This window comes from Rania fehmarnensis, assembly GCF_056494185.1.
This window is the reverse complement of sequence record NZ_CM151398.1, coordinates 389207-415208: the sequence shown is the minus strand read 5'-3', so window position 1 is coordinate 415208 and position 26002 is coordinate 389207. Positions and strand designations below refer to the sequence as shown.

At 56.0% G+C, this 26002-nt stretch carries 14 protein-coding genes; 3 read left to right on the top strand and 11 right to left on the bottom strand.

The window, feature by feature from the left end; all coding sequences use genetic code 11:
• Position 1 precedes the first annotated feature (1 nt).
• Both SH573x_RS01490 and SH573x_RS01485 read left to right on the top strand, forming a co-directional pair.
• Entirely contained in the window at positions 2-445 is a 444-nt protein-coding gene (locus tag SH573x_RS01490; protein ID WP_479352521.1) for a hypothetical protein, read from the top strand.
• 99 nt (positions 446-544) lie between these two features.
• Complete coding sequence (locus SH573x_RS01485; RefSeq protein WP_479352520.1) at positions 545-4225, top strand: mechanosensitive ion channel domain-containing protein; 3681 nt, start codon at positions 545-547, stop codon at positions 4223-4225.
• Between the two features lie 182 nt (positions 4226-4407).
• Here the strand turns inward: SH573x_RS01485 and SH573x_RS01480 are convergent, their stop codons facing one another.
• From SH573x_RS01480 to SH573x_RS01440, 9 genes are all read right to left on the bottom strand, one after another.
• Positions 4408-5196, bottom strand: coding sequence for a transposase (locus tag SH573x_RS01480; RefSeq protein ID WP_479352519.1), 789 nt, complete (start codon positions 5194-5196; stop codon positions 4408-4410).
• A gap of 197 nt (positions 5197-5393) precedes the next feature.
• The gene (locus SH573x_RS01475; protein WP_479352518.1) at positions 5394-6845 is read right to left on the bottom strand and encodes a c-type cytochrome; all 1452 of its coding nucleotides are present in this window, start codon (positions 6843-6845) and stop codon (positions 5394-5396) included.
• Positions 6846-7055: 210 nt separating this feature from the next.
• Positions 7056-8579, bottom strand: a complete 1524-nt coding sequence (locus tag SH573x_RS01470; RefSeq protein WP_479352517.1) for an OprO/OprP family phosphate-selective porin — start codon at positions 8577-8579, stop codon at positions 7056-7058.
• Positions 8580-9022: 443 nt separating this feature from the next.
• Positions 9023-13081 carry an ATP-dependent RNA helicase HrpA gene (gene hrpA, locus SH573x_RS01465; RefSeq protein WP_479352516.1) on the bottom strand — a complete coding sequence of 1353 codons (4059 nt, stop codon included), beginning with the start codon at positions 13079-13081 and terminating at the stop codon, positions 9023-9025.
• Positions 13065-13772, bottom strand: a complete 708-nt coding sequence (locus SH573x_RS01460; protein WP_479352515.1) for a phosphorylase family protein — start codon at positions 13770-13772, stop codon at positions 13065-13067. The genes hrpA and SH573x_RS01460 overlap by 17 nt, the downstream gene beginning before the upstream one ends.
• Positions 13772-14905, bottom strand: a complete 1134-nt coding sequence (gene hpnH, locus SH573x_RS01455) for an adenosyl-hopene transferase HpnH (protein WP_479352514.1) — start codon at positions 14903-14905, stop codon at positions 13772-13774. Before hpnH ends, SH573x_RS01460 begins: the two co-directional genes overlap by 1 nt.
• Positions 14902-17067: a terpene cyclase/mutase family protein gene (locus SH573x_RS01450; RefSeq protein ID WP_479352513.1), complete on the bottom strand. Its 2166-nt coding sequence runs from the start codon at positions 17065-17067 to the stop codon at positions 14902-14904. Before SH573x_RS01450 ends, hpnH begins: the two co-directional genes overlap by 4 nt.
• A gap of 176 nt (positions 17068-17243) precedes the next feature.
• Positions 17244-17864, bottom strand: coding sequence for a superoxide dismutase (locus tag SH573x_RS01445; RefSeq protein ID WP_479352512.1), 621 nt, complete (start codon positions 17862-17864; stop codon positions 17244-17246).
• A 338-nt stretch (positions 17865-18202) separates the two neighbouring features.
• Positions 18203-20476, bottom strand: a complete 2274-nt coding sequence (locus tag SH573x_RS01440) for a bifunctional diguanylate cyclase/phosphohydrolase (protein WP_479352511.1) — start codon at positions 20474-20476, stop codon at positions 18203-18205.
• Between the two features lie 439 nt (positions 20477-20915).
• Between SH573x_RS01440 and SH573x_RS01435 the strand changes: the two genes are divergently transcribed.
• Positions 20916-22832, top strand: a complete 1917-nt coding sequence (locus SH573x_RS01435) for a hypothetical protein (protein WP_479352510.1) — start codon at positions 20916-20918, stop codon at positions 22830-22832.
• 781 nt (positions 22833-23613) lie between these two features.
• On the opposite strand, the gene wecB is transcribed toward SH573x_RS01435, so the two are convergent.
• Both wecB and SH573x_RS01425 read right to left on the bottom strand, forming a co-directional pair.
• Complete coding sequence (gene wecB / locus SH573x_RS01430; protein WP_479352509.1) at positions 23614-24759, bottom strand: non-hydrolyzing UDP-N-acetylglucosamine 2-epimerase; 1146 nt, start codon at positions 24757-24759, stop codon at positions 23614-23616.
• Positions 24760-24840: 81 nt separating this feature from the next.
• Complete coding sequence (locus tag SH573x_RS01425; RefSeq protein ID WP_479352508.1) at positions 24841-25971, bottom strand: anti-sigma factor family protein; 1131 nt, start codon at positions 25969-25971, stop codon at positions 24841-24843.
• Positions 25972-26002: the final 31 nt, after the last annotated feature.

Sequence of the window (26002 nt, the reverse complement as noted above, 5' to 3'; positions counted from 1 at the left end):
CGTGCTTATAGACGACGAATTCACGATGAGCGATGGAGCAACTGAGCGTCAGCTCGGTACTCACTTCGGTCGCGCGCATAAGAGTTCGTATTCGCTACTGCTGCTGTTTTATCTGACCACGGTGGCTGCGATTCTAGTAGCGGCTTGTCGGATGGCCTTTACGACCAGACTTTGGACCTGGAACCTTTTTTTTGTCGGGTACATAGGGGCAAGTTTCTGGTTGGTGTGGCTATCAGCGATAATTGGCTATGCCCTCTGTCGCAAACCACGGGGCATTGCCTTGGGAGTGTTGGCTGGGTTGATATGTGGTTTGCTAGCCATCTTTATGGTCCTGGTCCAACCCCTGCACTATTTAACCGCATGCATGATTCTCGGCGGTGGATCGTGGATATTGGCGCTAGTGGCTGTGCTGGCCAGTCGCCAACAGCAGCCTTCTCGAGACTAAACAGACATTGTCCCAATTGGTGAGATTGGGTACACAGGGCAGTTGGCGCAGAGGGTACGTGGCGGACTGGGCCGACTTCTACAGGTAAGGGAAGAAGCAATGTTTGGACAACGGTGGCAGCCAGTCCACTGGGCACTGCTAACGGTCTGTTTTTGGGTGCTTGTGCCCGGTAGCAGCGCGCGAGCTCAATTGCAGCTAGAAGGCCCTGCGCCGGCGCCTGTGCAAAACGGGACTGCCGCGCCGCCGAGCGAGGCCACCAATTTGCCCGAGCTCCTAAATAGTTCAGGAACTCCGGCAACCATCGGGGCCAATGCACAACCACCAGCCAACCTCGCGGTTCCCACAGTCGCAGTTCCACCCTCAACGGTCCAGGCACCGACAACTCCGCCAGCACCCGCCCCCAATACATCCAGTCCCACCACGCCGACGGCACCGACAATTGGACTGACCAGCGAACTGGTCAATTCACGCTTGGAGCAAGTCCAACGTACTTCGGACATCGAGACGAATGTCAAAGAAGCGTTGGTCTCACTTTATCAACGTGCCTTGGTCGATCTGAAGTCTGCAGCCGATGCGGCGCGCTTGCGCAAGGAGCTGGCCGGCAGGCAAACCGCAGCCCCCAAAGCCCTGGCCGATGCCAAGCAAAAGAAAGAGAATCAACCGCCGCGCATCGATGATATCAGCGAGTTCTTGAGCTTCGAAGAGCTGCAGCAACAATCGCAGTCGGCGCAAACGGCTCTGACCAGTGCCACAGAACTGCGCACTAAGTTGAGCGAACAGGTCGATACGCGCGAGAAGCGTCGCAAAGATCTGCCGCAACTGATATCCGAAGCCCGGGCCAAGGTCGAACAAGTCGATCGCGAACAGGCGAGTTCGCCAGGTGCGGCTACGGATCCTCTGTTAAAAGAGGCGACCACTTGGGGCCAGCTGGCGCAGAAGATGGCGGTCAGCGAGCAAGTGCTGCTGCTGGAACAAGAGCAACGCGTCTTTGAAGCTGAGACGGAGCTCTTGCCGCTGCAACTGGAGTTGGCGCGCGCCGATGAAAAGTATCTGCAGGATTTGGTGCGACGCCTAACCGAAGAGCTTGATCGACGGCGGCAGCAGGACATTGTTCAACAGCTGCAGCAAGTTCGTGAGCTTGTCGAAGAGATTCCGCCAGGTCCGAATACTCCTGTCGAACTGCGCAAGCTTGGTCAGCAGTTGATGGAGCGCATCAATCAGTGGCTGGCCCTGGTGAAGAAGAAAGCCGAGATCACCAACGAACTAAATGGGTCCAAGGCCCTGTTGGAGAAGTGGAAGGATCGCTTCACCAAGATGGCCAATCGGGTCGAGCCGCAAGCTGGCCAAGATGTGGTAGCCGGTTTCAATAGTTGGGTCGGACTGATGCTACGTAAACAACGCAACGAACTGCCCGATACACAGAAACTCGAGCGGCAAATACGCGATTACCAACAAGAGACACAAGCCGTCGATGTGCTCTTGTTCGAACTGGAAGATGCACTGCAACAGATCAGCTCCTGGAGTGATGACGGTCAATCCAACTTTGCGGCTAACACGCTGCGCAGCTCGCTGGACGTGTCTGTTCCCAGCGATAATCCAGTGACTCGCAGCGATGTTTCGGTCGATTTGCGTCCCACTTACGATCGGCTCTTGGCCAAGGACAAAGAGCTCATCGAAAAGATGAAGATCGACATCGATACGTACCTGAATAACTTGTATCAGGTGGCGGATCTCAAGACACAAACCAAAGCCTTGGTCGGCGATTATCATACTTTCATCGAAAAGCACGTACTCTGGATTCGCAGCAGCGAGCAGATCGATAAGTCTGACTTTCGCGAAGCGGCTAGTGCATTCCACTGGCTGGTCGGTTACGAAAACTGGCGTCGGCTGACAAGTATGCTGGTACAGGATGTACTCAGACGACCATGGTGGCTGATCATTATCATCATCGGGTTTGTGGCTGTGTTGTTCAATCACACTCGCATGCGGCGCATGTTGGCCGCTTGTAGCGAGAAAGCCGCCAAACGCTCAACGACCGACTTCCGCTTAACCACACACTCCTTCCTATTGACTGTCGCCATATCGATACCGGTGCCGCTGGCCCTGTTGTACTTGCATTGGCGATTGGAGAGTTTGGATGAAAACGGCGATGTATTCAATCAAGCCATATCGCATGGATTATTGATTGCGGCGGCAGTGTTCGCACCGTTCGAGTTCTTGCGGCAAATGTGCCGACCCAGCGGTTTAGGTGTCAAACATTTTGAGTGGTCCGATACGGCTGCCAAACTCTTGAGCGCAAACTTGCGCTGGCTAATCGACTTGGCTACGCCGATTGCTTTGTTGATCGGAGTCATGGAAGGTCAATCGAACACGCGATTCCAATCATCGCTCGGCAGATTGTCCTTCTTAGTATTAATGACGCTCATCCTGGCATTTTCGGCGCGCGTATTTTGGCCTGGCAGCGGTGTATTTGCAGACTATTTGAAACAATATCGAGGCGGCTGGTTGGATCGCTTGCGTTGGATTTGGTATCCGTTGATCGTCGCCAGTCCAATTGCCTTAGCCGCACTGAGTTTCATCGGCTTTCATTACACCTCACTGCGACTTGCCCTGCACTTGCACAGCAGTTTCTGGTCGGTCGTAGCGTTATTGACCGTGTATAGTTTGATGCGCCGCTGGCTGCTGCTATCGAGGCGCAAGATCATGGTCGAACAAGCCAAACAGCGCCTGGCCGAAGCAGCCAGGCGTGATCCATCGCAGAGCGTACCCACTCCATCCACGAGCGATGAGTCCGAACTGAATCTATCGGCCATCAACGAACAGACGATGCGCTTGGTTACTAGTTTTATGATCGTGATCGGGCTAGTGGCAATGAGTGTCATCTGGTCGGACGTTTTGCCAGCGATTGGCATGCTCGAGAATTTCAAACTGTGGGATGTGCAAGGCAGCAAGCCCAACGAGGTTGTGACGATTACCTTAGCCAACCTGGTAATTGTCATACCTATCTTTATCTTGACAGTCATCGCTGGTCGCAATCTACCGGGTTTGATGGAAATCGCCTTGTTGCAGCATCTGCCGCTGACAGGTGCGGCTCGCTATGCGATCTCGACACTCAGCCGTTATGCAATTTTGATCTTGGGCATCGTGACCAGTTCTAGTGCTATTGGTCTGCGATGGTCCAGCATCCAATGGCTGGTGGCTGCGTTGGGCGTGGGTTTGGGTTTCGGTTTACAAGAGATCTTTGCGAATTTTGTCTCAGGCATCATCCTACTCTTCGAGCAACCCATTCGCGTCGGGGACATCATAACGCTCGACGGCGTTACCGGCAGTGTGTCGAAGATACGGATGCGAGCAACGACGGTCGTCAACTGGGACCGGCAAGAACTGATTATTCCGAACAAGGATTTGATTACCGGCAAGCTACTGAACTGGACGTTGTCGGACACGACCAATCGTATACAGATTCGAGTCTCGCTGGCCCATGGCAGCGATACGGATGAAGCCTGTCGAATTATGAAAGAGCTGGTCTTGAATCATCCCAACATCATGCGTGAACCAGCCGCCACCGTGACGTTTGAAAGTTTTGGTCAAGGCACGCTGGATCTAACCGTGCGTGCGTTCCTGGCCAATCTCGAAGTGCGGTTAGACACGCTGCATGAACTGCACACGCAAATCTATCAAGGCCTGATGTCCGCTGGCATCGAGATCGCTTTGCCTCAACGCGAATTGCGTATCCGATCGTTGCCAGAGAAATTTCTGCATTCAATAGCCGGTAAGTGACGGTGAATGCCTCGCTCTCCACCCGAGCTCGTCTCGGTGGAAGCAACGACTGATAGGCTAGGTAAACGCATGGCTCTCCATCCGAGCTTGCCTCGGTGGAAGCACGACTGACAGGCTAGATGAACGCATCGCTCTCCATCCGAGCTTGCCTCGGTGGGAGCACGACTGATTGGCTAGCCAGCTCAGACTTTCTTTTTTCTAATTGCGGCCATGTCATATGCGCCGACTGTGCCAACGTAATAGCCGTCCATCCATAGACGTTGAGCTTGGTGAGTTTCGCAGACTTCGTTCATGACCTTAATGACTAGCTCCGATGGCGACATCTCGTAATGCAGGCGCAAGCTGATGTGAACGTGATCAGCCAACGGAGCTATTCTGCCGGCCGGACAATCGCTTTCCGCCAACACTCCGCGAATCGTATTGCAAGTCTGCTCCACAAAATCACGGTCCGCTTCACACCACCTCTGAGCGTGTACTAGTACCACATGCAAACCGAGTGAATACTGGCCATGAGCACTCTGAATCGGCTCGGTTATATCCAGCCGTGAGTCATACCATTGCAGAGCGGCCAGATTGCTTTGAGCCATCGCTGACGCCATTTTATGATGCTCTAGTTGCTTCGCAACATAGGTATCTACTATGGAGGCGTTCGCATCACCCACAGTCGCGAGCCGAAAATTGCGCCGCCACTCGACCCGCTCGCGGCCCCGAAGCAAATACTGCAAGCGACCTTTAACACGCTGCACAATGACTTTGGGGATCACGTGCGGTTGTGTACTCAGCAGTAGTGATAAGACATTGCGATCCGAGCGCGTAGCTTCCAGCACCCGAATTCCGTCTGGTTCGCATGCTTGCGATAACTCTTCAACCCAGTCGATCGTCTCGCCAAACGCTGTCGTCGGAAAAATGCTCAGTGACCACCTGAGCTGATAAGCAACCGACAGCGATAATGCTGTGTAGGGCGTAAACACAACAAGCTCCCTCCGACTTTTTTAACGCTCCATTATATTGCACTCTATTGACCGAGTGTCAGTGGACGCGGTGGCTTATTCATCTAGCCTGTCAGTCGTGCTTCCACCGAGGCAAGCTCGGATGGAGAGCCATGCATTCAGCTAGCCAATCAGTCGTGCTTCCACTGACGCAAGGTCAGTGGAGAGCCATGCCGTCATCACAACGTCTTCAAATACTCTAGCACCGCTTGGCGGTCGTCTTCGCTGAGAGCGCTGGGGAAATCATGTCCTGAGTTGCTCTTGCCGAAGCTGCGAGTATCGAAGTACTGCCGACGATCGCGAGTAGAAGTGCCGACGGGGACATCGCTCAGCTGGTCAACTTGCAAACCTACTCGCTGCTGGTCCATCGCTAGCGATGTACGAGTCCACACCACGGGTCTCGATTCGGGATGCAGTACGTGCCAGAGAGTTGGCACCGAGCCATTGTGGAAATACGGTGGTGACGCCCAAATTCCATCCAGAGGCGGTGCCATGTAGCCTTGCGGGTCAGACCAAGTCTCATGTTGGCCAAAGTGGGCGAACCAGCTTTCGCCATAATGCTCACGATGCTGCGGAGTCAATGAATCCAAGCGCACGCGGTCAGTGCCAATCTCGTCGATGGGAATCAGCTTTTCGGGATAAACAGAATTTTCACCATACGTGCCGTGGCACTGGGCACAATTGTCATTAAAGACTCTTCGGCCACGCTCGGACAAGGCGACATCAATTGGCCCAGCGTATTTGGGCGGTCGCACGCTTTCGATGAAAGCGTAGACGTCTTCGAAATCCTTCTCCCATTGCTTGAATTTGTCGGGGCCATTTTCGCGGACCAACATAAACTGCATCAAACCGCGCACACCCTTTTGAGCAAATCCATCAGCGTAGATGCGTTGCTTGCGATGGAAGAGCCACCAGGCCGGTGGATCCATATCGTGGTGAACCATCTTGGGCGCGGCGCGCAATGACTGAACATTCAGTTCAGAGTCTCGATAATTCATCAGTGCCACGCCAAACATTACTGCATTGGTTGTACCTACAGTTGTACCCAGGGGCATGAACGCTGAACCGATATCCATCTGCGCCAAGGGTTTGCCCAAGCGAAGCTTGGTGGCCCGCGAATCTTCGGTCAAGCTCTGCAACTGATACAGGTTGTTAGGCGCGCCGGGCAGCGTATGCCCGTAGACCGAACCCCCGTGGCAGGAAAAACAGTTCATCACCCAGCGACCTGCGTCATCGACCGCGTACTGCAGAGGACGCGGCGTGCCGTCGCCAGGCCGTTCGGTCAACCCATATTTCACGAACGCATGCGCGCGGTCTTGGTCTAGTTCGGGTGGAACTTGCACGGGCTGAAGGATGTGAGGCTTCGATTTGGCGCGACTAACGAGCTCATCGAAAACCTCGTCATCCAAATCGGCCGGCACATACGCGGATTGAGTCAGATGGGCGTAACCCCGCTGAGCCGGTAAGGGCAATTCGTTGAGCCAGCGGTCAACCTTGGCCAAGTCGACCTTGATCTGATCGATTTTGGATTGAGGCGCAACCGGCACTGCCGGAGGCTGGTCATCCGCCCGCGCGGTCCAGCACCCCCAAAGTGTCAACGCACCGCACAGTAACCACTGCCGAAGTCGCATCTGTCTCCGATCCCTAATTGCCTATGCCAATAGCAAGCAAAACTTTCTAGCAGTTATTGTAACCGTTGAGATACGGGTGCGTTAACCGATTGCCGGGCCTAACGTTGCTCAGCAACCGCGGCCGGTTCCTAAACCGTGGGCGTTAGCCCCGATTACTACACCAACTACGAGAACGTTCAATAACCGCAGCTAACGCCGTCGGTTTAGGCGCTAGAAGTCGATCTGAACTCGAGTGCCATAGATGTGGCTCGAGCTGCCGATGAGGGTGCCGGGCACGGTAGTCGGAAAGTAGTCGCGGCCATCGACCTGGGCGTTTATGTAATTGAAGACCCACTTGCAGTAGGGGTTGATGTACCAGTTGATACCGGCGGTCCAGTTGTCCATGTTGCCACCATCGATGGCTTCATCGCTCAAATCGATCGTTGAATAGCGCAGGGCCACTTCCCAGGCGCCCCGGCCGCCACAACCGACGCTATTGAAGGGCATCACACGATCGATCGCACCGGCCTGGCGATCATATGGCCGATGTTCGCCAGTTATAAAGTAACCAACTTGCGTGTAAGCGCCGCGCAGCAACGCATTGCGTCCAGGCATATTGACTGATGCAGCCATGGCTTCGCTCTGAACCGACAGCGGACCGCGAACCCACAAGCTCTCCAGTCCAAACGTGTTGATGTTGGATACACCATTAATCGCGCCGGTATCGACAAAGAACGGCGTTCCGTTCAGTGCGCCTGGTACCGCTTGCCCACTAGTCCCAACCGCGCCGGGAGCAAACTCTCCCACAAACATTTCAGGAATCGAACGGAAGCGAGCTGCATCGCGTGGCGGTGAATTCAGAAAGTAACCACTACCGAGATGCAAATAGTCTTCACCATGCTGGCCGTAGTACCACAGTAGTTGAGTCAACCGAGCCGAAACACCGTTGCCGCCATCGGTACTAAGCGAACTGCCAAACTGATCTTGCCCGGTGCGAAAGCACGAGGCTGCCCAGGTAGTATTCAAATTCTCTGAATGGTTGTAGAAACCAACACCCAAGTGACGGAACGGCGTGAATGGTTGAAACAACGACGAGCGTTCCATAAAGGTCGTATATCGAAAGCTACTGACAACTTCCAAACTGAATGGCTGCTTCCATTGACCGGCGCGCACGGTCCCCAAGATGGGCACGTTTTTTTGTTCTACCCACACGTCGGTAAATGTAGGTCGGCCAAAGAAACCGAAGTCCATCTGCATGAAGGCGTCCATCGATTCGGTCACATTCGCCTTGGCACCGAGACGAGCGCGACGGAAGTCTGCACCGCTTTCGATACTGCCAAATTGATCTCGCGATGTATCCGATTGGTTGAACCACACCCCATCAGCCTGGAACACACCACTCATGGTGATCTTGGGAAGCTTGCTTTTTTCAGCCGCAGCGGCATCTAATTTCTGCTCAATCTTACTCAGTCGCTCGAGAACCGCGGGCGAAGTTTGAGGGAGCGGAACATAGGGCACCGCTGACCCCTGCGGCGATTGCATCATCGTCGCATCGTAGTAGGGTGTTCCGTACGATGGATCCACGACCGGCTGAGTGGCCGACTGCATCGGACTGGCCATGGCCGGTACCTGGCTGGGCACCTCGGGTATTGGCGCGTACGGGTTGAGTTGAAAATCCTGGGCGCTTGCAAAACTACCGACGCTTACAGCCAGTGCTATCACAAGCTGTTGTAATCTACGGTACTTAGAAAGCATGTTCCACCTTTGACGAAAACGACTCGGCCACCGTTGTCATCGTCAAAGTATGGGCAAGAAGATAAGTCTGCCTGAGCTGCACAGTATGCAATAGCGTTACAAGATGACGGCAAAGTTTGACTAAATTGACTGGCTTGCGTTGCTGGGGAGGGCGTTGCTCACCTGTAGCGAAGGGCGGAAGTGGTGATTTGGCTGCTTTGCAAGAGCTTGCAAACGGTTAGAGGGTGCCTTGGTGCGCCTTTTCAAAACGCAGAGACGCAGAGGATCGCGGAGAAGAGCAGGCCTTGAAAGGGCTCCCTATAACAGATGGTAATTGAAAGCTGTGGCCCTCGGCATTTCCTCCGCGGGCTCTGCGCACTCTGCGTTTAAAAGATGATTAAACAACCGGTCGGTCGAGGATTGAGTTGGAGGGTGCCGAGCGGCTGGGGACAGCCGCTCTACTACTAAGAGAGTCGCTCTTCGATACGCTTTACGCTCACGCTTTGTCGAGTACCTAACTGTTGGGCAAAGATGGAGACACGCAGCTCTTCGATCAAGATACGCACCTCCGACAAGGCTGGCGCGTGAGCCGGCTCGGCTTGCAAAACTTCGCGATAGCGATTCAATAGCCGATCGACCGACTCACGCTGCTTGCGATCCTTCGGTACACCGCCGCTGCGCAACTTCTCCCAACGCATGCGAGCGGCTTGCAGATACCGTGGGTATTCTTTCAGCTGAGGCCACGGCACGCGCTTCAAGAAATGATCGGCCGTCAATTCGGACAGTTGCGTCGCAATATCGTCAGCCACCTCTTTCCATGGCCCTGGCGCAGACTCAACGGCCAATCGCACCGCATGATAGTGTTCGGCCAGGCCCGGTAACCACGATGCAACTTCTTGAGTCGCTATGGAAATGCGCCGCGTGCTATCGGCCGCGCGAGCTTCGTATTCAAGCACTTCATGCAACGGGGCTTGATTGTCGATAAAGGCGATCCTGGCGATTAGATCACGCAACTGTTCGCGCAACACTGCAGGCGATACCAGTCGCGCCAGGAGCACAGCATGTTTTTCAATGCCGGGCAGATGCGCGACTTGGCTGGTCAGTTCGCGGCGAAACTTGATCGCAAACAGTCGCATCCAACCCTGTACGCTTTGCTGCTGCGATGTATGTCGGTCTTCGACTAGTTTCATAATGACCGCATCGCCATCATCGACGAGAGTCGGAAAGGCCGCCACCTTGACTCCACCGCGCATGACCACAATTGATTCGGGAATATTACGAATATCGAGCGCCGTAACACGACGTTCGTTCCACTCGCGAGGCAAGGGCGCGGCTGGCGTCGACTGTGGCAAACCGACCACTGTGTCAGCGTGTTTCGATTGCAGCTGGACGATATCGCGACTGGACTGAATCACCTTCCCCGAATCGTCCACCAGATTGATGCGGAACCGCAAGTGTTCGGGTAACTTCTCGGCTTGCACGTCGGACAGTTTAACGGGCTCGCCCGCATAACGTGTCATGACTTGGGCGATGGCACTGGAGAACGGAATATCACGTGAACTGGCCAAGAGCTCTGCAGCCAATTTGCGCGCCACATCGGGTGCAGGTACAAAATTGCGCCGCAACTGTTTGGGCAGCGAGCGAATGATATGGAGCAGTTTTTCTTCCAACAAACCTGGAACGAGCCAGCCGAGCGCTTCATCGCTGACCTGTCGCAGAGCCACCTTCGGTAGCGTAACGGTCACACCATCGCCAGGATCACCCGGTGCGAAACGATAGCTGAGCGGTAAACGCGTGGGACCAATCTCGAGCTGCGCTGGAAAGTGCTCCGCCGGCGGCGGTTGCACCGGGCCACCTAACACATCTTCTGGCTTGAGGAACAGTGCTTCCGCCGTAGGAGATTTTTCATGTTTAGCGAGCCACTTGCGCAGCGATGGCAAATCAATTACCTCAGCCGGCAAACGCTGGGCATAGAACTGCTCGAGAGCGAACGGATCAACCAGCAATTCACGACGACGCGACTTTTCAGCGAGGGCGTGTAGTTCGGCCAGTACTTGTTGATTCTGCAGCAAGAACTTCTCACGGCACTGCGATTCACCTTGAATGAGTGCGTGCGTAATAAAGAAGTTGCGAGCCAGGTCGGGATCGATAGGCGCGAGCTGTACGGCGCGCCGCTCGGCAATCGGCAGACCGTAAAGAGTGCTGCGTCGATAGACAAGCGCCGCTTGCGCCTTGCGACTCCAATGTGGATCGGAGTAACTATGTTTAAGCAGCGGCGCTGCTAACTTCTCGACCCAAGCTACATCGATCTCGGCCGCCGTACGCCCATAGCGTTTGGTGGTCTCCAGCACTTCGGCCACCATGATCCATTTGGGCGTGCGTTGAAACAGACCTGAACCGGGCCACAGTGCAAAACTCGAATTGTGGGCACCCAGATACTGACGGTTATCACCGAGTTGACCAATTCCGCTCAGCAGGCCGGTCAGCAGTGCTTGATGAATGTCTTCATAACCTTGAGGACGATCTTTGACTGTGACTTTCGGAGCCGACTGCTTGGGGTGTCGGTTGGACGGCATAGACTGAGCAGGCTCGGCCTCGAAGATCACATCCGGCAAATCGATATGTGCCGATCCAATTCTCATACCCGCCGTATGCAGCATTTCCTTGAGTTGACGAACGATATCCGCCCATTCGCGAAAGCGTTGCAACGATAGAAACTTTTGTTCGAGCGCCTTGCCCAAGCGCGAACGACTGAGCGAACTTCGCAGGCGTTCGTAGAAATGCCACAATCGCAACAAGCTCAAGAAGTCGCTGTGGGGATCACGAAATTCTTTGTGCGCTTCGTCGGCCGCGGGTTGTTGGCCTTGGGGTCGCAACCTCACATCTTGCGATTCCAGGGCGGCAGCGATGACTAGCACATCGGCTAGAACATTGTGCTCATGAGCGGCCAACAGCATGCGACCGACGCGCGGGTCACATGGCAAGCGTCCGAGTTGTTGACCGATCTTAGTCAGATCCCCTCGGTCGCTGATGGCGCCGATTTCGATCAGCGTCTTCTGTCCGTCGCGCACTGCTTCCGGTGAAGGTGGATCCAGCAGTGGCAATTCCAAGAGTGAACCCAGTCGCAACGTGGCGCATTGCAAGATGACTGCGGCCAAATCGCTGCGACGAATTTCGGGTGTCGTGTAACGCGTGCGGCCCAGGTAATCGGCTTGCGCGTATAACCGAATGCAAATACCAGGTCCCAAACGACCGCAACGACCCGCGCGCTGATCCGCCGAAGCCTGCGAGACAGCCTCGATCGGCAACCGCTGTACACGTTGACGCGGCGCATAACGACTGATGCGGACCGTGCCGGTATCGATCACAAAGTGAATGCCTGGCACGGTCAAGGACGACTCGGCCACGTTGGTCGACAGTACGATGCGACGCTTGGCATGTGATTGAAAAATGCGATTCTGCTCTGGTTCACTCAACCGCGCATACAAAGGCAAAATGTCGAAATGCGATTGTCGCCCCTGCATGGTAAACCAACCGCGCAGGTACTTGGCGGCCAGGCGAATGTCGCGTTCGGTGGGCAGAAAGACGAGCACATCGCCCTGCCCTGCTCCACAAACTTCATCAACAGCATGCGCTAGGGCTTTTAGCGGCGTACCGTCGGTTGGTGAATCAGGCACCGGTCCTTCGTCATCATCCTCTTCGACGTCGCGGTAGCGTATTTCGACCGGATAGGTTCTCCCCTGCACTTCCACAATGGGCGCTGGACCAAGATCATCCGCAAAGTGATCGGCAAACTTCTGAGGATCGATGGTGGCTGAGGTGATGATCAGTTTCAGATCGTGACGACGCGCTATCAGTTGCCGCAGGTACGCTAACAAGAAGTCGATGTTCAGCGAACGTTCATGCGCTTCGTCGATGATGATCGCTTCATACTGATCGAGAAAGCGATCGGACTGGGTTTCAGCCAATAGCACGCCATCGGTCATCAACTTGATCAGCGTCGTAGGCGCGGTCTTGTCGGTGAAGCGAATTTTGAATCCGACTTGATCACCCACGCGCGTGCCGAGTTCTTCAGCTACGCGAGCCGCGACGGCTCGCGCGGCCAGGCGGCGAGGTTGCGTATGACCGATGATGCCTCGACGACCTAGCCCCGCCTCCAAACAGATCTTGGGCAGTTGCGTACTCTTGCCCGAACCCGTCTCACCGCACAACACAATGGTTTGACGGCTACGAATGAGTTCGGCGATCTCGGCGCGGCGAGCGGTGATCGGCAATTCGGGATCGAAGGACATCGGGCCAACCGATCGATCACGCTCCAGGGCCAGATCGATGGACGCTTGTAGTGAGGCTTGCCACTGTTGAAACTGATTTTGCCAACCGACCTGTGGCTGGGGATCAGCCGACTGGGTTGGTTGTTGGCTGTGCAGACGTTGCCATGTGCTGCGCAATCGATGACGATCGCGTTGCATACACTTGTCCAACACTTCGGCGAGATCCGTCAGATTGTCAGGCCGATCGTACATGCGCTACGAGATCTCGGGTCAATTGAGTCAGTTGTCGTTGGAGAGAGTGCATTCGCACACCCAAGCGTACCAAGGATGGTAAATCTTGAGGATGGGTGACCAGCTGGCCGACCAGCTTCAGCCAGCGTCTTTTGGCAATCAAACCCGGCAAAATGGCGGTCCACTCTTTCAATTCTTCGCTGGACGAGTCGCTGACGACGCGAATTCCCAACCAAGGAATCTGTCGCTCTTGGCAGGCACTGGCCACCGCATACGTTTCCATATCGCACAGCCCGGCGGCCGGCTTCTGCGCAGCTACTGCGCGCTTTTGGGCCACAGTGAACGCGGCCTTCTGCAGGCTGACCAAAGTGGCACGACGCGCATTGGATTCTAAAAACTCTAATCGCGCAGTGAGCCACGTACTGTTGTCCAGGCAACCCACTTGTTGGATCCATGCCCAATCGCCGAGTCGAAAATCCGGAGTTAGCGCGCCGGCTAGACCGATCGAAAAAACCCACTTTGGCTGGTCGATACGACTGAGCACTTGTTCCATCGCGCGCCTGGCTGCGGGAAGGCCGATGCCGGTTTCCAGCACAGCGCACGGCTGGCCGGCGATGGCGATTCTAGGAAGACCATCCACACTGCCCAAAGGTTCGCCCGCGCGCAAAATAGCGGACGTCTCCTGAGCAAAGGCGGTTTGGATCAAGATCATCAGGCAGCGTGCGTCTTCTCGGGAGTCTTGATATTGACCAGGTTGCTCATCGACGAGTCATTGCTGGCGGGGCTGAGATTGCTTTGCTCAGCAAACACTGCCGGCACGCGAGGCAAACTGTTGGGACGCAGCATGGCCTGAATCGTACCGACCAGGCCGCGCGTGGTCGACAGAGTTTGTGCCACCGCCGTGGGTTCAAAACCACAATGCGTCATGCACTGGCTGCACTTCGAATTGCCTGAGCGATGTCCATAGGCTGGCCAATTAGTAGTGGACATCAATTCACCGAAGCTAGCCGCGTAACCTTCATCAATCAAGTAACAAGGCTTTTGCCAACCAAACAAGTTATAAGTTGGACTGCCCCAAGGCGTGCAGTCCATACTCCAGCGGCCGCGCAAGAACTGGAGATAAAGCGGCGATTGATTGAATCGCCAACGACTAGCATGCGGATGTTGCATCACTTCGTCCAGCAAACCAGTGGCTTGCCGATCGTTCATGAAGTGCTGTTGATCAGGGGCTTTTTCGTAAGCAAAGCCGGGCGAGACCATCATGCCTTCAACGCCTAGTCCGGATAGCGTGTCGAAGAGCTCGACCAAGTCTGACGTGCGCGTGTGCGAAAAGATGGTGGTGTTGGTGGTGACGCGGAATCCCGCCGCGCGGGCCGCTTTGATCGCCGAGATGGCTTTATCAAATATGCCCTCGCGGCAAACGGCGCGATCATGCAATTCGCGTGGACCATCGACATGCACTGAAAATGCCAACTGCGCCGAAGGTGTGAATAGCGGTAGTGATTCTTCCAGCTTGATGGCGTTCGTACACAAATAGATAAAACGATTCAGCTTTACCAGGCCGCGGACAATCTGATCGATATGCGGATGCAGCAGCGGTTCACCGCCTGGAATCGAAACGATCGGCGCGCCGCATTGTTCGGCTGCGTCCAAACATTGATCGACCGATAGATGTCGCTTGAGGACCGCAGCCGGATGCTGAATCTTGCCACAACCTGCGCAGGCCAGGTTACAGCGCAACAATGGTTCGAGCATCAAGACTAACGGATAACGCGAGTTGCCCAGCAAGCGGTTCTTCCACACATGCGTAAGTACCGCAATCGTTTGTCGTACTGGTACGCTCATCGCGATTCTCCAGATAGAAGGTCCGTTGCCATAGCAGATGTTGTTTCTCTGGTTGCCGCCGGGGCCAGCGGAGACAATCGAGGCCATACGCTGCGATGCGCGGTGGTGGCGAAGTTATTCCAGTCCGCACCCCAGTTGGCTCTGGCATAAGTGCCTAAGGCCAACATGGGAAAATAATGGGGATACATGTGATAGCGAAGATAAAACACCCGCGGAAAGCCGGTGCCAGTAAATTCGGTCTCATCCCACGAGCCCACGGAGTTCTGCGTTGCTAACAAGTATTGGACACCACGTTGCACGGCAGAACTATTGGCTCGTCCAGCTGCGATCAACCCCAGTAGAGCCCAGGCTGTTTGCGAAGCTGTCACCGGGCCACGACCGCGATAGCTGGGATCATCATAGCTGGCCGGCGTTTCACCCCAGCCACCACCGTCTTGTTGCACCGACTCAAGCCAATCAGCGCCGCGTACCATCGCTTGTTCCGTGAGCGAGCAACCGATGCGAGCCATCCCGACGAGCACTTGCCAGGTGCCATAAATATGATTCACACCCCAACGGCCAAACCAACTGCCATCGGCTTCTTGCGTTTGACGAATATAACTCAGAGCTCGATCGACGGCGGGGTCACCAACTTTATAGTCCCAATCAGCCAGAGCCTCGAGCACGCGCGCGGTAATGTCCGGCGTGCTCGGATCGATCATAGCGTTATGATCGGCAAATGGCACGGCGCACAGAAACTCGGCATCGTTATCTCGATCAAAGGCGCCCCAACCGCCATCGCGATTCTGCATTGCCAAGACCCACTGGACACCGCGCTGGGCCGCACTGCGAATGTGCTCATGGCGTTCCAGCCAATGCCTGGCCGCATTCATCGACTCGACGCGCGCCACTTGTACCTGCGTCTTGGCACTATTATCGCTTGGGAGTTGTGTCTTGAGCGCCATCAAGGCCATGATGGTATCGTCGATGTCGGGGTAGAACTCGTTATGAAATTCGAAGAACCAACCACCCGGTTCGACATCGGTGCGCTGGGACCAATCGCCGGCGCGAGTAACTTGTTTATCCAATAGCCACTGCGTGGCCGCAGTCAGGTGCGGATCTTCTGGGCTGACTCCAGCCATATCCAGTGCGCGAACTGCGATGGTCGTATCCCAGACTGGTGACTGGCAAGGTTGGACACGCAAGTGCGAACCATCAGGTGACTTGAGAATCAAAACGTTCAGCTGCTCATCGCAGTAACGCACTTCCGCCGAGTCGGCTTTATAGCCTAAGCACTCCAGTGCGATACGGCTCCACACGATTGGTGGAAAGATCGCACCCAGTCCGTCGCTATCGACAAAGCGATCCAACATCCAACGCTCGGCTTTGCGCATGGCTAGCCCGCGGAGCGGACGCAGATGATTTCTCTCGAGAAACTTGGCCAGCCGATCGCCCCATCGAAACACAGTTTCCCACGAGAAGAACTGGGGCTCTGGCGGCAGCCCCGGACTGCGCAAGGCGGGCCAGAGATGAGGCAAGTCAACATATAACTCTTCGATGCCCTGTTGCGCGGGCAGATGCCGTACCGGGCGATGAGCCCACATGATCGCTAGTGGTACCACCATCGTGCGCGACCAGGCGCTGATGCGATACATATTGATGGGCAGCCACTTGGGCAACAATACAGCTTCAGGTGGCACGGCAGGACAATGGACGTAGTCGATCTGGCCGAGCAAGGCGAGATAGAAACGCGTAAAGCTGTTGACGCGATCAGCACCACCGGCGGTGCGAATAGCTTGACGAGCTCGCAGCATGTGCGGCGCCGTCGCCGCGCGGCCACATATCTTTAGCGCGAAGTAAGCTTTCACGCTGGCGCTGATCTCTAGTGGTGCCCCGGGATACATGCCCCAACCACCATCGGCATTCTGGCTGAGCTCCAGAGCGCGAGCCGCCTGCTCTACGCGCGGATCATCCAGCCGGCCAAGGTAGGCATCCAGCAGGATCAACTCGCTTTCCAGAATGGAATCGCCCTCCAGGACCGCGCACCAATAGCCCTCCGCCGCCTGGCGATCCCACAACCATTGAGTAGCTTGGGAGAGCGACTGGTCCAGCTGCCCACCAGTAATGCTCGCACCAGTAACGCTCATAGAATCGGCGAGTTTGAATTGCTGACTGGCATCCATGCTAAATTCAACCTTCCCCTACTGAAATCGACACACCGTTGACCGATTGGCCCTAAGACATTGTTGACCAACCATAAGAAAAAATGTCGACCGTTGGAATAGTAATGTAGCCGGCGTAGAAGCCGGCTAGCGGTTGAATATCAAGTTTGGAAATTCTGTAAATCTCGCCTACGTGATTACGCGGCTTTCATACGCCGGGTGACTTCATTCCAATTGACCAGGTTCCAAAATGCGCCGATGTAATCTGGGCGACGGTTCTGGTACTTCAGATAGTAAGCGTGTTCCCAAACATCCAGCCCCAGAATGGGCGTTCCGCCAATACCCGCCACAGCTTTGCCCATCAGCGGGCTATCTTGATTGGCCGTCGAGCCGACCGCCAACTTGCCACCTTCGACATACAGCCAAGCCCAGCCGCTGCCGAAGCGCGTGGTAGCCGCAGTGGCGAAGAGTTCTTTAAATTTGTCAAAGCTGCCAAAAGTACTGTCGATCGCCGTAGCTAGCTCGCCGGTTGGCGGGCCACCAGCTCCTGGACCAATCACCGTCCAAAACAGCGAGTGATTGGCGTGACCACCACCGTTGTTGCGCACCGCGCCGCGTTTGTCTTCGGGCACCACGGTCATGTCGGCAATCAACGCTTCGACCGACTTGCCGTCCAGTCCAGTACCGGCCAGGGCTTCGTTGACCTTGGTGATGTAAGCCTGATGATGTTTGGTGTGATGGATCTCCATCGTTTGTGCATCGATGTGCGGCTCGAGGGCATTGTAAGCGTACGGGAGCTTGGGTAGCTCGTAGGGCATAGCTGTAACTCCTGGCGAGAAATGGGCAGTAAGATAGTAACTGTTAACTTTGCACGATACGGCTAAACCGAGCTTCTGACAACCGGGGGCGCTGTGAACTGAATTGCAGGTCTGTTGCGTGCTGGGTCGCCAGCCACAGCTTTGATGTCCTAACCCCAACCGTACCGCAGCCCACACGAAACCACTGGTTCTGGCCGTCACGCGCTGGCTACGGAACGAGCCCGGCGTGACGCAACCGAGGCTAACGCCTACGGCTGAGGGTCGTGGTGCGACCGAGGCTAACGCCTGCGGCTGAGGGTCGTGGTGCAACCGAGGCTAACGCCTGCGGCTGAGGGCGTTTACTTTGTCGGACCGAAGTCAGCGCTGCGAATCTTGCGCCGTGTATTCTCGTCCAGCTCCTGGGCACCCATATAAGCGACGACGCTGCGTAAGATTTGGGAGCCTTGCTCGAGCAAAGCAGCCATGCGGCGGTCGCGAGTTTTTGTGGAACCAACACCAATTTGCAGCCAGGTTTTGGTTTGATCCATGCCTTGGCGGCCTTCGACAATCACTTGCGCCCACTTGATCTTGAGGATCATGTGGGTTGGACGGTCCGCCTGGCGACGAGCCTGGTTGCCATTGCGGCAATCGATTTGCAAAGTCGCTTGATCGGCTTGGATGTCCAGGATGGTGGCCTTGTGGTCGTTGATAAAGCCGCTCAGCTTCTCGACGGCCACGTCGACGGGCACGGGCGTCAAGAATTCTTTTTGTACTATCGAAGATCCCGCATCGCGTTTTCGGAACCAGCTCAGCCAACCTCGTTGCTCGCTGGTATCAATGGAGTCGGTTTGACCGGCACCGAGTTGGACAACTCGGTTACGACCTGTTTCTTTGGCCAGTAGCAAAGCCCGGTCGGCGCGAGCCAGAAACGACTCATCGGTATCGCCGGCTTGAACTTCAGTCACACCAAAACTGGCTGTCATGCTTTGACCACGCAGCGAGGGCAGCGAGCGATGTTCCACGGCGCGGCGTATCTCTTCGGCGCGAGCAGTTGCGGTAGCGTTATCGCAGTCGGCGCACAGCACCACAAACTCTTCGCCACCATAACGACCCACCATGTCCGATTCGCGCGCATGTTCGCACAGTACGCTGGCAAACACAATGAGCGCTTCGTCACCGGCCTGGTGACCGTGCGTATCATTGATGCGTTTGAAGTGATCGATGTCGCAGATAATCAAGCTGCCGGGCAGTCCCAAGTCCAATCTGGCGGGCACAAATTCGGCCAGGCGTCGATCGAGTTCTGCGCGATTGTTGACTCCGGTCAGCGGATCACGCGTGGCTTTTTCGTGTAACGTTTGCACACGCTCTTCCAAACTGACCTGCGCGCTGGCGTCGCGAACCAGCAGAATGGCTCCGCAAAATTCACGACGATTGTTGATGACTGGTAAGGCTTGTAGATTGACTTTGAATACGCGACCATCGCGATGCGAGACTTCCAGTCGACGGGCTGTATGCACGCGATTGTTGAATACATCTTTCATAGGACACTGTTCGGCCGTCAACGGATTGCTCGACTCATCGCGCAGCCCCATAATGTCCGCGGACCAAATACTGTGCATGACGGCCGAAGCGTTTTGACCAGTCATGCGCTCGGCGGCTCGATTCCAATGCAAAATGCGGCCACCGCAGTCGACATAAACTGCCGCATCGTTCATGGCTTCCAACAATTGACGATGGTAGAGCGTATCGACCATCGTTTGCACGGCCCCGGAGCTGACCGGAGTATCGTTTTCCCAGAAGCCCGGCGTGGCTTGCGGACGCAGATCACTCAACCAACGGCGCACTAGCAGCGCTTCCAGTTGAGGCGCAGGCTGGGTAATCAACAATCCGAATTCTTTGACGAGGCTCGGGTCGAATTGAGTGCCGGCGCATTCGAACAGTTCGGCCACCGCTCGTTCGCGACTGAGCGCGCGGCGGAAGACTTGTTCGCTGGTCATCGAATCAAAGGCGTCGACGATGGCAATCATGCGACTGGCCAACGGCAGTTCTTGCTGCTCTTGTTCCGTTGCGCCTGGCATGCGGAACCACTGACGATAGTTGCCGATGATACTAAGCATCTCTTGCGATGCGCCCGCGCCGCGTAGCAGTTCCAAGCCGACTTGAATGTGCAACTCCATCAGCGCCTGCTCATCGCCGACTAATTGGGAGTTCTTTTGCAGGACGCGATCCGGAATGCCGAGCTTGCCCAGGTCGTGCAACAGTGCGGCTACTTCCAACATATCGCGTTGGTGCTCGGGCATTTGCCGCGCCTCGGCCCACTTGGAACAGCTAAGGGCGACACGCAAAGAGTGCATGGCTGTGGGCGGATGTTTGGCGCGCAGGGCCAGGTACAAGCCATACACAATGCCCAGCCGCGAGCGAGCCATGCGCATCTCCATATCCGGTGGCAGAGCATCAGTGGTCTGCGAGCGCAGTGGGGCGCTGGGCATAGAACCAGCACCGCTGGCCATTGGTGGGCCGGACGGGACTTGAGCCGCTGTGGGCTGGGCGTGGGGCTGCCCAGGCACCGTCGGCGCCGGTCCGGATGAGTGACCAGCCTGGATATCAGGCATGTTCGAGGAAGTTGGCACCATTAGTTTATGCAGCTCATCAGGGATCGAAGGCCTGGCGCAGTCGGCTTTGATCGAGCATCGACCACGCTGAGTTCGACCCTGGACCGAAGCTGGACGAAATTGCCATAGCTTTAGTGATCGCGCTAGCAAAACTAGTTTAGGTGGCACAGACGCAGCCACTTGACGCTGCACTTGACGCTGGGAATGACGCTGGGTTTGACGCTGGGTTTGAGTTGGCAGGCGAGTTATCTCGTTTAACCCGTAGCCGCCAGGCGAGGCGCACCCGCTAACCAATTTCAACCTGCGGCCGACGGGTTAAACGATTTATCCCATGCAACTTCTTTAACTGCGCCATAACCGATCTTGACGCCAAGGGCAGAATTTCAGACTCTTCGCAGTTCATGCTGGCGTATCCTCTGGTCTTCTGTTTGCATCTTTCGCCTAATTGGAGTTTTTCACGATGCCGTTGTCGAGAAATCCACGGATGGATCGTCGGCGGCGCACCATCCGTGAAAGCTTGAGCGTTGTCAGCGATGGGTCTGATGAAGGTCGAGTCTCGCCCTCGCGCACGACGCGCAATGCCGAATTGCCTGAGCTGACCAAGAGGGAACGTGGCGTCGCTTACAGTCATAGTGTGCGCCGCGCGTGCCAACATCGACTGGTGCAGTTTATCCCAGTCCGCAAACTCAGCTTGACCGGTGCAGTGGCGGCCAGCCTATTCATTCCGGTCACGTTGGCTGTCCTGCATTATTTGGTTTTTGTAACCGGGACGTTGGACTGGTCGGGCCATCCGATGAGTGCACTCCTGAATGCCAATAGCCCGCGGTCACTGGCCGCCTGGCTGAGCAGCCATTTGTGGTTGTTATGTTTGGCGTCGACCGTGTTAACTTTTCGTCTGCGCAAGCACAAACTCGACGACTACGATGGCGAATATCGACTTTGGTTTTGGCTAGTGTTTACGTGCATCATCGGCAGTATTGATTCGACGACGCGTTTGACGGAACTCTTCGGCGCGGCCCTAGACCGGTGGAGCCAATTGCATGTAGGTTGGAGCGGTGGGGCCATTGTCCAAGCGACGCTGGCCACGCTGATTGGCATGTTGGGTTTGCGATTGTGCACCGAACTGAAGTCGGTTCCGACTAGCCTGGTCTTGTGGTTAGTGGGCTTGGTTTGTTGGGCTGGCAGTGCCGCGCTCAGCCAAAGTCTCTTGCAGCTCGATATGTCGCAGCCGGTTCGCTCGTGGCTGCGCGCGTCGTTGTGGCTGGGTGGATTGACGTCGATTTGGCTGTGCAGTTTGTATTTTCTGCGCGCGACTTTTATGGAAGCTCAAAAGCGGTTCCTTAGTCGTGCTCTCACTTCAGCCAACGCAGTGCCGTGGCAACAGCGTCTGCGTGAATCCATGCCTGCTATGCCCACGATGCCACGCTTCGGCTTTGGCAACGGCAAACAGCAGCTGGATGAAGTCGATGAAGAACAAAAGACGAGTACGCGCAGAAAGAAACGACCTGTTCAGCCGGACAGTCAAGTTGATGATGACCGCCAAGAAACAGTTACTCGTCGCCCCGATACCGAGCGATCGACCACGGCTGCGAATTCGGCGATGCCGGCGAGGTCGAACTCTGCGGCCAACTCCGGGCAAAGCACCAAACCTCAATCTGCTGCTGGTGCGGAGAATGAACCCTCGACACCGGGCAAGCGCGGCTGGGGTTTAGGACTGGGTAAACTCACCTTGCGTCCACCTGCTGCCAAGGCACCTGGTTCTTCGAACAACTTAGTTGACGGCGATGATTCCGATGAAGCCTCGCAGCTGGACCGCGAATATGGCAAGAAGTCGGGAGGTTGGTTTGGAAAACGTAGAACAGAGTCCGCGGAACAGTCAACCAAAACGGAGCGAACGGTCGAGCCAAACCAGCCCAGTTCGCCGAAGACTAAACGTTCGTTAAAGGAACGTTTTGCCTGGTCGCGCAAAGGCAACGACCAAGCCGTAGCCGAACGAAAAGCCACCAAAGAAGCCAAGCGTCAACAGAGCGAAGATCAAGGCGAAGGTCAAGGCGAAGAGACCAAGAGCAAGCGCTCGTGGTTGAAACTGCCCAGACCTAGTCTGCCGAAAATGTCGTTGCCCAAAGCGCGTTTGCCCAAGCTGAAGCTACCCAGTTTCCGTTTGCCACCCCCAGGGGAATCATCCGAGTCGGCGCGTGAAGGGTCCAACTCTGTACCCAGTATCAATCAATCGCGACCACTTCCAAGTACCAGCAGCTCACGGCCCGACCACGCGCAATCCGACGAGCAAGACAGCGACAACGCGCGCGGCCTGAGCAAAGCTGAGCGCAAACGTCTGAAACGCTTGCAGCAGGAAAACGAACGTCGAGCCGCCTAGGCCGTAGAGCGGCTGTCCCCAGCCGCTCCGCACCCTCTGAGCAAGCGTCTTCAAACCTGGATCCCCCGAGGGACAGACCACCGGCGACTCAGTCGCCAGTGATGATAGCTTTGGTCACCACCACGATCCGTTCACGATCCGTTTATGTCCCCCGTCGCACCCGGGGACACAGCACGCGCGCGGTACCATAGTACGTGGTCTGTCCCCGAACCGTAGAGCGGCTGTCCCCAGCCGCTCCGCACCCCTGGGCAAGCGTCTTCAAACCTGGTTTCCCCCAGGGACAGACCACCGGCGACTCCGTCGCCAGTAATGATAGCGTTGGTCACCACCACGATCCGATGTTTATGTCCCCCGTCGCACCCGGGGACACAGCACGCGCGCGGTACCATAGTACGTGGTCTGTCCCCGAACCGTAGAGCGGCTGTCCCCAGCCGCTCCGCACCCTCTGGGCAAGCGTCTTCAAACCTGGTTTCCCCCAGGGACAGACCACCGTTGAATCCGACGCAAGCAATGATAGCTTTGGCCGCCACCACGACACCGAGGTGTATGTCCCCCGGCGCGCCTGGGGACAGAGCACCGGCGCGTTCGCACGCGGGTCCGAAGTACGTGGTCTGTCCCCGCACTCGATCGGGGACAGAGCCTGGGCGCATGGTAGTGCTAGCTTACAAGGCAAAACGGGCTGCGTTTGGAGTTTGATTAGGACATCAAAGCGGTGCCGAGGCACCGCACTCCAAGGTTGGTGCGGGCGGCTAGGGACAGCCGCTCTACGATTGCTGAGGACTTAGGCCTCCAGCACGTGGCGGATGCGCTGGGCGGCCAAGCCGTCGCCGTAGGGATTGGCTAGGGCTGAGCGGCGAGCGTACTCTTGCGTGTCATCCAGGAGCAAAGCGGCTTCGGCAATGATCCGCTCGGGATCGGTGCCGACCAGGCGGCAGGTGCCGGCGGCAATACCTTCGGGGCGTTCAGTCGTGTCGCGCATTACCAAGACGGGCTTGCCCAACGACGGTGCCTCTTCTTGTACACCACCAGAATCGCTGATCAAGAAACTACACCGGTTCATCAGCCAGACAAACTGAACATAGTCAACCGGTTCAATGAGCGCTATGGTGGATCGCGAACCCAGCCAACGATGCACCGGTTCACGCACGTTGGGATTCAGATGCACTGGATACAAGATACCTACATCCGGATAACGCTCAGCCAATTCGGCCAACGCTTGACATATACGTTCAAAGCCACCACCAAACGATTCGCGACGATGACCAGTGACTAGAATCCAACGCTGGTCGGACTCGAGAAAACGCTCCGCAAACGCAGCCGGTATGCCCGTGGCCAATGCAAGGCTGCTAGCAGTTACACCAATGGAATCCAAGCGATCTCGGACCCACAGCAGCGCATCGACCACCGTGTTGCCGGTGATATGAATGTCTTGAACGTTAATCGCTTCGTTGACCAAATTCTCACGACTAATGTCCGTCGGGCAAAAGTGCCATTTGGCCATTGGACTAGTCAGCCGTCGATTCATCTCCTCTGGAAATGGCGAACGCATGTTGCCAGTTCGTAGTCCCGCTTCGACATGACCGACCGGGATGTCTTGATAAAAAGCGGCCAGCGCCGAAGCCAAGACCGTCGTCGTGTCACCTTGCACCAGCAAAGCATCGGGTTTGACCTCTTGGCACCACTGCGACACCGCGGTTATGACGCGCGAAGTTAACTCCGGCAGCGATTGCCCAGGCTGCATCAGATTCAAATCGAACTCGGGTTGAATATCGAAGACCTTCAAAGTCTGATCGAGCATCTGACGATGCTGAGCAGTGGCTAAAAAAATCGGCTCCAAAGTTTGGCTACGCTGGAGCTCGAAATAGACCGGAGCCATCTTGATACACTCAGGCCGAGTGCCAGCTACAACCGCGATACGCTTCTTCATCAAAATGGCTTTCAAGGCAACATCAAACAGTCACAGGCGATGAGGCTGACTATGATAACCCGAATTGACACAGGTTGTGCCTTAGCGTGCCTTGGGCACTGAAGAACTCGAGCCGAGCGCGGCATCGTTTGGCTGAAGACCATAGGTCAGCTGGCCGGCTACGTTACGGAAGGGATAGTCTTGTGCAGCTGACCATTCCGATGCACGTACAACTGCTTTGCGACTGCACTTGGATTGGTCTTCGCGAATCAGGCTGGTTTCATCATGTGCCGACTGGCAGTGCGGCAGATTTGAGAAGCCTACGTGACCGTCTTCGTAATAAATGTTGATTCCGCGCCCTTCATGAGCATAAAACACATCGCGATCCGCTTCGATCTGAGGCGCATCGGCCAGGATGGCGAAGTGCGTGCGGCCTTCCAGCTTAGGGCCCACAATGCGATCATTTTCAATCACGCCGAAATTGTAGGCATAGTCGCCACCAATTTGATTGCGCCACAGTGCTTGCTGCACTGTATCGGCATCGAGAAACATTTTGGTCGTTGGAATACAAATAATGCGTGGCCCGGCCGAGTCGCTGCCGGGGATGCTAATGCAATGCAATAGCCCCGACGATTCCAACAAGCCTCTATCTCGCAACTTCAACACAAATCGGCCAGCAAAACTCTCGTTGCCCGCCCAGGGTATGGCAGGGAAACGATGCTCATTGTCCAGCATGGCTAGTTGCGTCAGGTCATGACCCAACATGCGGAGGTTATTGGCGCACTGATTCTGGCGACTGAGCGAGCGGCCTTGGAGCATCAGTGGCAACATCAAGCAAGCCATGGCCGCGACCGACACAGTGAGAAACGCCGAGTCCCAGACGCTGCGGCGCGAACGCCCTTGCAGCCCCACATCGCTAGGGCGCAGTCGCACATAGTTCCTATCAGCCCCCTCCGGATGTTTTCCCGCAGGACTGGCTCCCGTGCCCCCAACCGGCTCAAGCGGCGGTGTCGCAGCGGCGTAGTCGATAAAGTTCATGGTGCGCGAAAGTAAATCGCTCGGCGGCTCTATGGAAGACTGCAGCGAGTCCAACATGCCCAGCGCCGCCCGCAATTCGTGTAAACGTTCGGCCACCCCCGGATCGGACCCAAGTGCAGCCTCCACTCGACGAACCAGCTCAGCATTGCCTTGGTCAAGCAAATAGTCGATTAGTTCTTCGTCTCGAATGTTCATAAGAAATTTGGACGGACTTTAGCGGTCGGAT